The 12,480-nt window shown below is 69.0% G+C and carries 11 protein-coding genes; 7 read left to right on the top strand and 4 right to left on the bottom strand.

Translation table 11 applies throughout. From position 1 onward, the window contains the following. Positions 1 to 19: 19 nt before the first annotated feature. From KXD98_RS18820 to KXD98_RS18830, 3 genes are read left to right on the top strand one after another with little or no spacing between them, the layout of a single operon-like run. Entirely contained in the window at positions 20 to 523 is a 504-nt protein-coding gene (locus KXD98_RS18820) for a DNA-deoxyinosine glycosylase (RefSeq protein ID WP_260759850.1), read from the top strand. A 4-nt stretch (positions 524 to 527) separates the two neighbouring features. Further along, positions 528 to 965, top strand: a complete 438-nt coding sequence (locus KXD98_RS18825; protein WP_260759851.1) for an HIT family protein — start codon at positions 528 to 530, stop codon at positions 963 to 965. 3 nt (positions 966 to 968) lie between these two features. Further along, positions 969 to 1,427 carry a nitroreductase family deazaflavin-dependent oxidoreductase gene (locus KXD98_RS18830; protein ID WP_260759852.1) on the top strand — a complete coding sequence of 153 codons (459 nt, stop codon included), beginning with the start codon at positions 969 to 971 and terminating at the stop codon, positions 1,425 to 1,427. Here the strand turns inward: KXD98_RS18830 and KXD98_RS18835 are convergent. Together KXD98_RS18835 and KXD98_RS18840 are read right to left on the bottom strand one after the other, a co-directional pair. Beyond that, a complete protein-coding gene (locus tag KXD98_RS18835) occupies positions 1,424 to 2,473 on the bottom strand; it encodes an LLM class flavin-dependent oxidoreductase (RefSeq protein ID WP_260759853.1) in 1,050 nt (349 codons plus the stop codon). The two genes, KXD98_RS18830 and KXD98_RS18835, sit on opposite strands and share 4 nt — an antisense overlap. Before the next feature lie 81 nt (positions 2,474 to 2,554). Next, a complete protein-coding gene (locus KXD98_RS18840; RefSeq protein ID WP_313901295.1) occupies positions 2,555 to 3,391 on the bottom strand; it encodes a uracil-DNA glycosylase in 837 nt (278 codons plus the stop codon). Positions 3,392 to 3,465: 74 nt separating this feature from the next. Here KXD98_RS18840 and KXD98_RS18845 point away from each other — a divergent pair, with 74 nt between their 5' ends. Next, positions 3,466 to 4,692 carry an MFS transporter gene (locus tag KXD98_RS18845; protein WP_260759854.1) on the top strand — a complete coding sequence of 409 codons (1,227 nt, stop codon included), beginning with the start codon at positions 3,466 to 3,468 and terminating at the stop codon, positions 4,690 to 4,692. Positions 4,693 to 4,743: 51 nt separating this feature from the next. After that, the gene (locus KXD98_RS18850) at positions 4,744 to 6,063 is read left to right on the top strand and encodes an FAD-binding oxidoreductase (protein ID WP_260765301.1); all 1,320 of its coding nucleotides are present in this window, start codon (positions 4,744 to 4,746) and stop codon (positions 6,061 to 6,063) included. A gap of 15 nt (positions 6,064 to 6,078) precedes the next feature. Here the strand turns inward: KXD98_RS18850 and KXD98_RS18855 are convergent, their stop codons facing one another. After that, the gene (locus KXD98_RS18855) at positions 6,079 to 7,815 is read right to left on the bottom strand and encodes an ABC transporter ATP-binding protein (protein WP_260759855.1); all 1,737 of its coding nucleotides are present in this window, start codon (positions 7,813 to 7,815) and stop codon (positions 6,079 to 6,081) included. Next, the gene (locus KXD98_RS18860; protein WP_260759856.1) at positions 7,812 to 10,484 is read right to left on the bottom strand and encodes an ABC transporter ATP-binding protein/permease; all 2,673 of its coding nucleotides are present in this window, start codon (positions 10,482 to 10,484) and stop codon (positions 7,812 to 7,814) included. The genes KXD98_RS18855 and KXD98_RS18860 overlap by 4 nt, the downstream gene beginning before the upstream one ends. A 160-nt stretch (positions 10,485 to 10,644) precedes the next feature. On the opposite strand from KXD98_RS18860, the gene KXD98_RS18865 reads away from it, so the two are divergent. Both KXD98_RS18865 and KXD98_RS18870 read left to right on the top strand, forming a co-directional pair. Continuing rightward, on the top strand, positions 10,645 to 11,886 hold the full coding sequence (locus KXD98_RS18865; protein ID WP_260759857.1) for a cytochrome P450: 1,242 nt from the start codon (positions 10,645 to 10,647) through the stop codon (positions 11,884 to 11,886). Further along, positions 11,886 to 12,476 (top strand): TetR/AcrR family transcriptional regulator, encoded by a 591-nt coding sequence (locus tag KXD98_RS18870; protein ID WP_260759858.1) that lies wholly within the window; start codon positions 11,886 to 11,888, stop codon positions 12,474 to 12,476. Before KXD98_RS18865 ends, KXD98_RS18870 begins: the two co-directional genes overlap by 1 nt. Positions 12,477 to 12,480 lie beyond the last annotated feature (4 nt).

The following is a 12,480-nucleotide window of genomic DNA, read 5'->3' on the forward strand; positions in this document are numbered from 1 at the left end:
CATCGACTACACAGGAACCATGACGTCACCGACGCTGCACAGCTTCGCGCCGCTCGTCGCGCCCGGAGCGCAGATGCTGATCTTGGGGAACATGCCGGGAGTAGCGTCGCTGGCGGCCCAGCAGTACTACGCCTTCGGCCGCAACGCGTTCTGGCGGATCACCGGTGAACTCTTCGGCTTCGACCACCAAGCCCCCTACGATGATCGGGTCGCCGCGTTGACCGGCGCCGGGGTCGCAGTCTGGGATGTCCTGCGGTCATGCCGACGGCAGGGCAGCCTGGACTCATCGGTTCAACCAGACAGCATGGTGGCCAACGACTTCGCAGCGCTGTTCACCAGGTATCCGACGATCAGCCAGGTGTACTTCAACGGTGCGGCCGCCGAGAAGAACTACCGACGGCTGGTCGCGGTGTCCCATCCGCTGCGATTCCATCGGCTGCCGTCCACCAGCCCCGCCCAGACCATGCACTTCGACGACAAGTTGGCAGCCTGGCGGGCCGGTATCGGCCAGGGATTAGCGTGACGGGATGTCCTGTGTGTTCTGCGCCATCGTCGGCGGCGATGCTCCGGCCATCCGGATCCACGAAGACGACGACTACCTTGCTCTGCTCGACATCAGGCCGTTCACCCGCGGCCACACGCTGGTGATCCCGAAACGCCACACCGTCGATCTCACCGACACGCCGCCGGCGACACTGACCCGGATGACCGAGATCGGCCAGCGCATCGCGCTGGCCGCCCGGGTCTCGGGACTGCACGCCGACGGCAACAACCTCGTCCTCAACGACGGCAAGGCGGCGTTCCAGTCGGTGTTCCACATTCACCTGCACGTCGTGCCACGCCGCGACGGCGACAAGTTCTCCTTCGCCAAGGGAATGCTGCTGCGCCGCGACGCCGACCGCGAGGAGACCGGGCGGATTCTGCGCGCGGCACTGGCGCGACTGGACACCACCGGCCAGGATTGACCCATGAGTGTTGCGCAGTGGGTCGAACAAAACGTCGGATACCGGCTGTTGATGCTGCATGACGCGCTTTACCAGCGCACGAACGGCCTTGTCGGCCATCGGATTCCGCTGCCGGGCGTACCACCGAGCCTGTTGTTGCACACAGTGGGCGCCAAGACCGGAAAGGCGCGCACCACCACACTGTCCTACTTTCCGGACCGAGGCGACTACCTGGTGGTCGCGTCCAAGGGCGGGGACCCGAAGGCCCCCGGCTGGTACCACAACCTCAAGGCCGACCCGAACATCGAGATCAACCTCGGGACCCGGCGGCTGAAAGTCAGCGCGACCCCGGTGCATGCCGACGACCCCGACTATGCCCGGATGTGGGCGCTGGTCAACGCACAGAACTCGAACCGCTACAACGGGTACCAGAAGCGGACCAGCCGCCCGATCCCGATTGTGCGGCTCACCCCGCGGCCCTAGAACACCGCCTTTGCCAACAGTTCGAGAGTGACTTCCCGGGCCGGGGCCGTCGCCGGGTCCACACCGCGGTGGGCCGAGGCCACCGGGTGGACCATCACCTCATCGACGGCGAACCTTTCGGCCAGTGCGTGCAGTTGCTCAGCCGCTTGCTCGGGCGAGCCCACCACCGCTTGGTGTAGCCCGGCCTGGACGATCGCCTGCGCCCGAGCGCTGAGCTGCTGGGCTTCGGCGTCTTCGACGAGGTCGAGCGGGCCCAGCGGCTGACCGGTCCGCAGCCTGGCCATCATCTGCAGGTTCGGCAGGATCAGCCGCATCGCCTCGTCGCCGGTCGCGGCCACCACCGCGTTGACGGTCAGGAAGGTCACCGGTTCAGGGGTTGACTCGCTGGGCCGGAAGTCGTCGCGGTACAGCCGTAGGGCCTCTTCGGTGCCTTGCCCGGAAAAGTGGTGGGCGAACACGTACGGCAACCCCTTGGCCGCGGCCAGCCGCGCTGAGTACATCGACGAACCGAGCAGCCACAGCCTGGGTTCGGTGACCGCGGCCGGTGTGGCCTTGAGGACGTAGTTGTCGCGCATCAGGTCACGCGGCAACGGGACCCGCACTCCGTTGCTGCTCATCAGCGCGACGACATCGTCGAGGTAGTCGGGGAAGGCTTCGATGTCGCGATCGTCACGCCCTGCAGCGCCGCGCAGCGCCATCGAGGTGACCGGATCCGAACCCGGGGCACGACCGATGCCGAGATCGATGCGGCCGGGATGAGCAGCCTCCAGCAGCGCGAACTGCTCGGCGACCGCCAGCGGCGCATGGTTGGGCAGCATCACCCCACCGGAACCCAGTCGCAGCGCCGTCGTGTGCGCGGCCAGGTGGGCGATCAACACCGGCGGGCTGGTCGCGGCGACCGAGGGCATGTTGTGGTGCTCGGCCACCCAGTACCGGGTGTAGCCGAGCCCATCGGCGACCTGGGCGAGCCGCGTCGTGGCAGCCAGGGCGTCGGCGGTCGTCTGGTCGGACCGGACGGGGACGAGGTCGAGTACAGAAAGACGCATTACCAGGTCAACGCACGCCCGGGTTCGCGCGTTCCCGCCACCCGCCGCGGTTTCGGCGCGCTCGAGCACCGACAGCGTCGTTTAGCGCGCCGTAATCGCCAACTGGCGGGCGGTGGCGAAGACGTCGTCCATCATCGACGGGGTCAGCCGACCGGTGAAGGTGTTCTGCTGGCTGGGGTGAAAGCAACCCAGCAGCTGCACCGGGCCGCGGGGTGTGCTCAGCGTTGCGGTCACACCGTGGCCGAACTTCGGCGCCGGGACGCCGACGGTGCCCCCATGGCGCCGGATCATCGCCAACCCGACCTGCCACGCGAATCCGCCGAGCGCGACGATCACCCGGACATCAGCCTCGGTCAATCGCCATTCGGCGTCCAGCCAGGGCGCACAGGCGCTGCGCTCGGCGGGGGTGGGCGCGTTGGCCGGCGGCGCGCAGCGCACCGACGCGACCACCCGAACATCATGGAGCACCAGGCCATCGGCGCTGTCGACACAGAGCTCCTGGTTGGCCAGCCCGCTGCGGTGCAGCGACGCGTACAGGAAGTCGCCGGAGCGGTCCCCGGTGAACACCCGTCCGGTGCGGTTGGCGCCGTGAGCGGCCGGGGCGAGACCGAGCACCCAGATCCGGGGCCGGGCCGCACCGAAGCCGGGTGCCGGCCGCCCCCAGTACGGCTGGTCGGCGTAGGACTTGCGCTTGTCGGCGGCGACCTGTTCGCGCCACGCCACCAGCCGCGGACAGGCCCGGCATACCGACACCGCGGCGTCGACCTGGCGGAGTGTGCGCACACCTGCGGCCATGGCCGCCACGTCAGCCGGCGTCGTCGCCACCGCAGTCCGTGGCGTGGCCGGGTCCCCGGGCCAGCCCGAGCCGGGCCGCACCGGTGAGCAGAACGCGCCTCCAATGCGCGGGTGCGGCAGCATCACCCGCCCAGTGTGCCCGGCCGACGAAATTCGTTCGCCGCCGCCATCGCGTGGCGGTACATTCACCGCGAATCATGATCACCGGCGAACGCGGGCCCATCCTGCTGATACTGTCCGCGGCGCTGATGGCCGGTGCGGGCAACGGCATCTCGATCATCGCGTTCCCGTGGCTGGTACTGCAGCGCAACGGTTCGGCGCTGGAAGCCTCTGTGGTGGCGATGGCCGGCACGCTGCCGCTGCTGGTCGCCACCGTGTTCGCCGGCGCCGCGGTGGACTACCTGGGCAGGCGCCGGGTCTCGATGATCTCGGATCTGCTCTCCGGGCTCTCGGTGGCCGCGGTACCGGTGATCGCGCTGGCCTTCGGCGTCGAGGCGGTCAACGTCGCGGTGCTGGCCGCGCTGGGAGCGGTCTTCGACCCGGCCGGCATGACCGCGCGCGAGACGATGCTGCCCGAAGCCGCGGTGCACGCCGGCTGGACGCTGGACAAAGCCAACAGCTACTACGAAGCGGTCTTCAACCTGGCCTACATCGTGGGCCCGGGTATCGGTGGGCTGCTGATCGCCACGCTCGGTGGGGTGAACACGATGTGGGTCACCGCAGCGACGTTCGCGGTGTCGATCGGGTTGATCGCGGCGCTGCGATTGGCAGGTGCCGGAGTACCCGACCGCAGCGAACTGCCTGAGCACGTGTGGGCCGGGATCGTCGAAGGGCTGCGCTTCGTCTGGAACCTGCGGGTGCTGCGGGTGCTGGCGCTGATCGACCTGGTGGTCGTCGGGTTGTACATGCCGATGGAGAGCGTGTTGTTCCCGAAGTACTTCACCGACCGCGACGAGCCCGCACAGCTGGGCTGGGTGTTGATGGCGTTGTCGCTGGGTGGACTGATCGGGGCACTGGGTTACGCGGTGACCTCTCGCTATATCAGCCGGCGCGTCACGATGATCGCCGCGGTGCTGACCCTGGGCGCCACCATGACGGTCATCGCGTTCCTGCCTCCGCTCCCGGTCATCCTGGTGATGGCCGTGATCGGTGGGTTCGCCTACGGCCCGATCCAGCCGATCTACAACTTCGTGATGCAGACGCGGGCCCCACAACACCTGCGCGGACGCGTCGTCGGGGTGATGGGGTCGCTGGCTTACGCCGCCGGACCGCTGGGCCTGATCGTGGCCGGCCCGCTGGCGGACTCGGCCGGGCTGCACACGACCTTTCTGGCGTTGTCGGTTCCGATGCTGCTGCTGGGACTGGTCGCGGCATTCCTGCCGGCGCTGCGCGATCTCGACGAGCCGGTGCCGCCGCCCGCATAGGATTGCGGAGTGGACGCGCTGGCCGGGCTGATCGCCGAAATCCCCGAGGGCATGGTGATCACCGACCCCGACATCGTGGCGTCCTATCGGCAGGATCGCGCCGCCGACCCCGGTGCCGGCACACCGCTGGCGGTGGTTCGGCCACGTCACACCGAGGACGTGCAGCAGGTGCTGCGCTGGGCCTGCGCGCACCGGATCGCGGTGGTCCCGCGCGGCATGGGCACCGGGCTCTCTGGTGGCGCCACAGCTCTGGACGGCGGAATCGTGTTGTCTACCGAGAAGATGCGCGACATCACCGTCGACCCGGTCACCCGAACCGCGGTGGTGCAGCCGGGGCTGCTCAACGCCGAGGTGAAGAAGGCGGTCGCCGAGTACGGGCTGTGGTACCCGCCGGACCCGTCGTCGTTCGAGATATGCAGCATCGGCGGCAACGTCGCAACCAACGCCGGTGGCCTGTGCTGCGTGAAATACGGGGTGACCACCGATTACGTACTGGGGTTGCAGGTGGTGCTTGCCGACGGCACCGCGGTGCGCCTCGGTGGTCCACGCCTGAAGGACGCCGCAGGACTGCCGTTGACGAAGTTGTTCGTCGGCAGCGAGGGCACCCTCGGAGTGGTGACCGAGGTGACGGTCAAGTTGCTGCCGGCCCAGCACCGGGGCGCCACCGTGGTGTCGACGTTCGATTCGGTGAGCGCCGCCTGTGACGCGGTGGTCAGCATCACCGGCAGGATCCGGCCCTCGATGCTGGAATTCATGGACTCGGTGGCGATCAACGCCGTCGAGGACAAGCTGAAGATGGGCCTGGACCGCACCGCGGCGGCCATGCTGGTCGCGTCCTCCGACGACCGCGGCGCCGCCGGCACCGAAGACGTCGAGTTCATGGCGGCGGTGTTCACCGAACACGGTGCCACAGAGGTGTTTTCGACATCCGACCCGGACGAGGGCGAAGCCTTCGTCGCTGCCCGCCGGTTCGCGATCCCGGCAGTGGAGGCCAAGGGCTCACTGCTCCTCGAAGACGTCGGGGTTCCGCTGCCCGCTCTGGCGGAGCTGGTCAGCGGTGTGGACAAGATCGCCGCCGACCGCGATGTGGTGATCTCGGTCATCGCCCATGCCGGGGACGGCAACACCCACCCGCTGATCGTCTTCGATCCGGCTGATTCGGCGATGCACCAGCGGGCCCAGCTGGCGTTCGGCGAGATCATGGATCTGGCTGTCGGGTTGGGCGGGACCATCACCGGCGAACACGGTGTCGGACGCCTGAAGCGACCCTGGCTGGCCGGTCAGCTCGGCCCCGAGGTCATGGAGCTCAACCGTCGGATCAAGGCCGCGCTGGACCCCGACGGCATTCTCAACCCAGGCGCCGGCTTCTAGCGCAAGCGCCGACGGTCAGCTGCCGGTGCCGATCTGCCAGTTCGAGGCGGCCTGCTGCTGACCCCAGAACTGCTCGAATCGCCCTCCCGCAGAGAGCAGTTCGTCGATCGTCCCGTCCTCGACCACCCGCCCGTCCTCGACGAACAGCACCCGGTCGGCGTGGCGGATGCTGGCCAGCCGGTGCGCGACGATGACGCGGGTGCGGGGACGCGGATCGGCGGTCAGCGCGTCGACGACGGCGGCCTCGTTCTCGGTGTCCAGCGCGCTGGTCGCCTCGTCGACGAGTAGTACCGGGGCCGGCTTGAGCAGCGCTCGCGCGATGCTGACCCGCTGCCGCTCGCCACCCGACAGGGCCGCTCCGGCTTCCCCGACCAGGGTGGCTTCCCCGTCGGGTAGCCGCGCGGTCAGTTCGTCCACCCTCGCCAACCGCATGGCCGTCGAGACCGCGGCGGCATCAGCGGTGGGATCGCCGGCGACGACGTTGTCGCGCAACGCACCGTCGAACAGATATGGGTGCTGGAACACCACGCTGACCGCACCGCGGCGGGCATCGGGCTCCAGCGCCGCCAGGTCGACGCCGTCGATGAGCACCCGGCCGGCCTGCGGCTCGTGCAGACCGGCGATCAGCGCCAGGATGGTGCTCTTGCCTGAGCCCGAGGGCCCGACGATCGCCGTGGTGGAGCCGGGCGACAAAGTGAAACTCATCCGGTCCAGCACCCGTTGGTCGCCGTAGCCGAAGCTGACATCCTCGAAAGTGATTGCTGCTGCGCCGTTCTCGTCGGTGCGCGATCGGGTACCGACGCTCAGCTTGGGGGCATCGAGCACGCTGCGGATCCGGTCGAGGGTGGCGCGGATCGACTCGATGGCCGGGGCGAGTTCGCTGACCACCGCGAACGGTTCCAGGTAGCGGGCCAACACCACGATCAGCGCGACCGCTTCGGTGACACCGAGCTCGCCGCGCACGGTCAACCAGGCGGTCATCCCCGCGAACAGGATCAACGCCAGCTGACTGGCCACACTGAACAACAGCTGACCGGGAATCTGCATGGTCAGCAGCCGCAGGCCGGCGCCGTGCTGGGCTTGCAGGGCACCGCCCACCAGGCTGCGCGCCGGTTCGACCCGGCGGGCCGCGCGCAGGGCCTGCTGGGTGCGCGCGAACTCGATGATGCGTTCGGTCAACGCCGCATTGGTCTGGTCGGCCACCGCGTCAGCGGTGCGACTGAACCGGCCGGACAGCCACAGCGCACCGAACAGCACCGCCACCCCGGCCAGCGCAGCCAGCCCGAGCGGCACCGACACGAACAGCAGCGCCAGGCTGATCGCCGCCGGCAGCAGCACGGCACCGATCAACGGGGTCAACAGGTTGACCACCAAACCGACCAGTTCCGGCCCGGTCGCGGCGATCGCCTGCCGCGCGGTCGCGGTGTTCTGCTGGTCGAACCAGCTAAGCGTGACGTCGGGCAGCGCGTCCGCCATGTCGTGCTGGGCCCGGTCGAGCACCGCGAACCCGAGTTCGAATCCCTTCCTCGCAGTGGAGGTGTCGACCACCCATCCGATGAGCGTCACCGCGGTCAACCAGCCCAGCCATGGCCAGGCCTGCGCGGGCGCGTCGCCGAAAAGCGCGGCCAGCAGCGGGATCAACAGCACCGTCGCGCCGGCGCGCAGCAGCACCGAAAGCAGGGTCAGCGCAGCGTATCCGCCGACCTGGCCACGACGGTCGTCGGGCAGCAACCGCAGCAGAGTCCCGATCATCGGGGTGCTCCCGCACCGTCGAGGCGGGGTGCTCCCGCACCGTCGAAGCGGGGTGCCTCCGCACGGTCGTGGCGGGGTGTCTGCGCACGGTGACGGCCGGCAAGCCCGGAGTCCCACAGCGCACGGTATCGCCCACCGCGCGCAAGCAGCTCGTCGTGGGTGCCGACTTCGGCGATCCTGCCGTGATCGAGCACCACGATCTGGTCGGCGTCGGTGATGGTGTGCAGCCGGTGCGCGATGACCAGGACGGTGCGCTCCCGGGTGAGCCGGTTGAGGGCCTGCTGGACAAGGTATTCCGACTCGGGGTCGGCGAACGCGGTGGCCTCGTCGAGGACCAGCACCGGGGTGTCGGCCAGGATCGCGCGGGCGATGGTCAGCCGTTGCCGTTCCCCACCGGACAGCGACGAACCGGCTCCCAGCACGGTGTCATAGCCGTCGGGCATGCGCAGGATGCGCTCGTGGATCTGAGCGTCCCGGGCGGCCGCGTGGATGCGGTCGATGCCGGCGTCTGGAGCAGCCAGCGCGATGTTCTCCGCGACGGTGCCGTGCACCAGCTGGGTGTCCTGCAGGACGAATCCGATACGACGGTACAACTCGTCGGCCGACAGGGTGCGGATGTCACGGCCGCCGATACGGATGGTGCCGGCGGCCACGTCGTGGAACCGCGCGGCCAGCGCAGCCAGCGTGGACTTGCCCGAGCCCGACGGTCCGACCAGCGCGGTCACCGTGCCCGGCCGCAACGTCAGCGTCACGTCGTCGATCACCGGTATCCCCGAGCGGTAACTGAAGCTGACGTGGTCGAACTCCAACTCACCTGCGGCGCTCTGGTCGGCCGCTGGTGCCGCAACGACGTCGAGCTCGGTTTCGTCGAGCGCGGTCTGAATCCGCCGGGCGGCCTGCATTCCGCTCTGGATGCCACCCATGCCGTATCCGATTCCCAACAATCGGGAGCCGAATGTGGTGCCCAGCAACAAGAAGGGCAGCAGGTTCACCGGATCGATGCTGCCCGAGACCACCAGCGGGACACCGGCAACCAGTATCAGCCACAGGAAGGTCGAGGGCCGGGTGACGATGTCCATCAGCGTCTTCTTGCCGACGAACGGGCGCTGCCAGCTGTTGAGGAAATCGATGTAGTCGTCGAGCCGGCGCCGGAAGCTGGACCCGGCCACACCGCCGAAGACCCGGATGACCGGTTGCCCTTCCAGATAGGCGCCGGCTTCGGCGCTCATCCGTTCAGCCCAGCGCGGCGCCTGAGTGATCTTGGAGCCCGACTGCACCATCATCACCCACATCAGGACGAGATAGACCAGCACCGGGCCGAACAGCAGCAGCGCGATGCGCCAGTCGACGACGAACAGGTACACCAACACCGCGACGGGAGCGACGATCGCGGCCACTGCATCAGGGATGGCATGGGTGACCAGATAGTGCAGTGCCAGTGCGTCGTCGGTGACGAGCTGTTTGACCGATGCCGAGCCGCGCCGGGTGAACCATCCCAGCGGCAGCCGAGACATCTTGGTCAGCAATCGATTCCGCAGCTGATGGGCAAACCGGGCGTCGAGCCGATGCAACCACAGCGTCAGCGCCGCCGCCAGGAACGCTCCGATGCCCAGCAACGACACCGCGGTCAGGCCCAACCCCCACAACCGGTCCTGCCCGGCGCCGGTGAGCAGCAGCCGGGCCAGCTCGACCAGCAGCACGAACGGGGCGAGCTCGATCACCGTGATGACCGCCTGCAACGCCCCGGCCACGATCAGCGGCCTGCGGAGCGGGGCAAGCAGCCGGCCGGCCCCCTCGGCCCGCCAGCGCCCGCGGGCCCCCGCGTCGGCCGTCGGCTCTTGGCGGTGCGGCACAGTGGCAGTCGGCGAGGACGCCGCCTCCCAGCTCGCCTCGGCTTTGACGTCGGCGCTGTCGCCGCCACGGTGCGAGCCCATCGCCCGGCCTTGCGTCCAGTAGGCCTGCGCGTGGATCTCCTGCTTGGGGAAGCCGAACTCGTCGCGCAACCGTGCGCGCAGCGGCTTCAGCGAGCCGGCCTCGGGCCCGACCCAGGCATACCAGTTCGACCAGTCCCTGGCCTCGACAGCGGCGCTCAGCGAGTCGGTGCCGCGGCGCGGCACCCGGTGCAGCGTCAGTCGGGGATGCTCGGTAATCGGGATCAGCCGGTCGTCGTCCCGGTGTTGCTCGAGGTAGAGCTCGATCGGGATGTCGTCGGGGACCGCGCCGATGATGCCGTTGATCGCCGGGGTGGACGCCGAATCCCCGATCAGCAGATACCCGGCCGGGCGGTCGAGCGCGTCCTCGGGAACGCAAAAGCCTTTGGAACCCAGCGAGACCACCGAGATCGTCGTGCCCGGTTCGACGTCGCGCGCCCAGGTCGAGGCCGGTCCGGCCGGATCGTGCAGCACCATGTCGACGGCGAAGCGCCCGCTGTCGGGTTCGGCCTCGGTGATCGTGTAGGCGCGCTGGAACTCGGTGTCCGAACCGTCGGGGTCGGGGAACCAGAACCGTAGCCAGGTCGTCGGTTCGGCGACCACATCCTCGAACAGGGTGGGGGCGGCCATTCGTACTCGCACGAAGTGCGGCGCCAGGTAGCGCTTCTCCAGCACCGTGGCCTCGTGGTCACGGGCACCCAGCCCGCGCAGCACCGCGCCTTGGAAACCGCGAGCCATCGCCTCTCCTCTCCCGCGCGTCCCCGGCTTCCGGCGGATGACCGGACCGCTGTGCACTGAGGTTCGCTGTACTGAGGGTAGCCTTACCGACCCCGGCAGCGGTGAGTCCACCTGCGACCGATCGATTGACAATCAAGGCAACTTGTCGTACGAATAAGACATGAATGCGGTTCTGTCTCACGCGTCGGCGGCGCGCTTCGAGCTGTGCGACGCGGCGACGTGGGCACACCCATGGCAGATGTACCGGTCGCTGCGCGACCACGACCCGGTGCACCACGTGATCCCGGCCGACAACCCCGATCACGACTACTACGTGCTCTCCCGGCACGCCGACATCTGGGCGGCCGCGCGCGACCACCAGAGGTTCTCCTCGGCGCAGGGCCTGACCGTCAACTACGGCGAGCTCGAGCTGATCGGTCTGGCCGACAACCCGCCGATGGTGATGCAGGACCCGCCCGTGCACACCGAGTTCCGCCGACTGGTCTCGCGTGGGTTCACGCCACGCCAGGTGGAATCGGTCGAACCGACGGTACGTGCCTTCGTCCGCGAGCGTGTGCAGCGGATCCGGGACAACGGCGGCGGTGACATCGTCGCCGAGCTGTTCAAACCACTGCCGTCGATGGTCGTCGCGCACTATCTCGGTGTGCCCGAAGCCGACCGCGGCCAGTTTGACGGCTGGACCGACGCCATCGTGGCCGCCAACACCGCCGAGGGTGGTATCGGCGGGTCCATCGCCACCGTGGGCGAGGCGCTGGGCGACATGATGGGTTACTTCACCGCGCTGATCGAACGCCGGCGCACCGAACCGGAAGACGACACCGTCTCGCACCTGGTGGCCGCCGGTGTCGGGGCAGACGGCGACATCTCCGGAGTGCTGTCGATCCTGGCGTTCACCTTCACGATGGTCACCGGCGGCAACGACACCACCACCGGGATGCTGGGCGGCTCGGTGCAACTGCTGCACGAACGGCCAGACCAGCGCGCGCTGCTGGCCGCAGATCCCGAACGGGTCGGTGACGCGGTCGACGAACTGCTGCGGCTGACCTCGCCGGTGCAGATGCTGGGCCGCACCGTCACCCGCGACGTCACCGTCGCCGGGGTGACCATCCCCGAAGGCCGGCGGGCGATGCTGCTCTACGGGTCGGGCAACCGTGACGAACGCCAGTACGGACCCGATGCCGGCGACCTCGATGTCACCCGGCGACCCCGCAACATCCTGACGTTCAGCCACGGCGCGCACCATTGCCTGGGCGCGGCGGCGGCACGAATGCAGGCCCGCGTCGCGCTGACCGAACTGTTGACCCAGATCCCCGAATTCGAGGTCGACGAGACCGGCATCGTCTGGTCGGGCGGCAACTACGTGCGGCGCCCGCTGTCGGTGCCGTTCACGGTGACCCGCTGATGGCCGGCGACTGGCTGGGCACGCGACGCACCGAGGTGGCCGCCGACCGCATCCTCGACGCCGCCGGCGAGCTGTTCGCCACCAAAGAAGCCGCCACCGTCGGGATGCACGAGATCGCCGCCGCGGCGGGCTGTTCGCGCGCCACCCTGTACCGGTACTTCGAGAACCGTGAGGCGCTGTACACCGCGTTCGTCAACCGGGAGAGCTACCGGCTCTACCGCGAGATGACCGATCAGATCACCGCGATCCGCGACCCCCGGCAGCGCCTGATCGAGGGCATGCTGTCCTCGCTGCGCAACGTGCGCACCAGCCCCACACTGGCCTCCTGGTTCGCCGACACCCAGCGACCGATCGGCGGTGAGATGGCCGAGCAGTCCCAGGTTGTCAGCGCGCTGACCGAGGCGTTCGTGATCTCGCTCGGTTCCGACGACCCCGAGCTGGTCGCTCATCGGGCCCGCTGGCTGGTGCGGGTGATGATGTCGTTGCTGGTCTTTCCCGGCCGCGACGAGGACGACGAGCGCAGCATGCTGGAGGAGTTCGTGGTGCCGACGGTGCTGCCGGCCCGCCAGCTCGATTCGCCGCTGCCGTGACCGG

The sequence above is a fragment of the Mycobacterium sp. SMC-4 genome (assembly GCF_025263265.1).
Taxonomy (GTDB): Bacteria; Actinomycetota; Actinomycetes; order Mycobacteriales; family Mycobacteriaceae; genus Mycobacterium.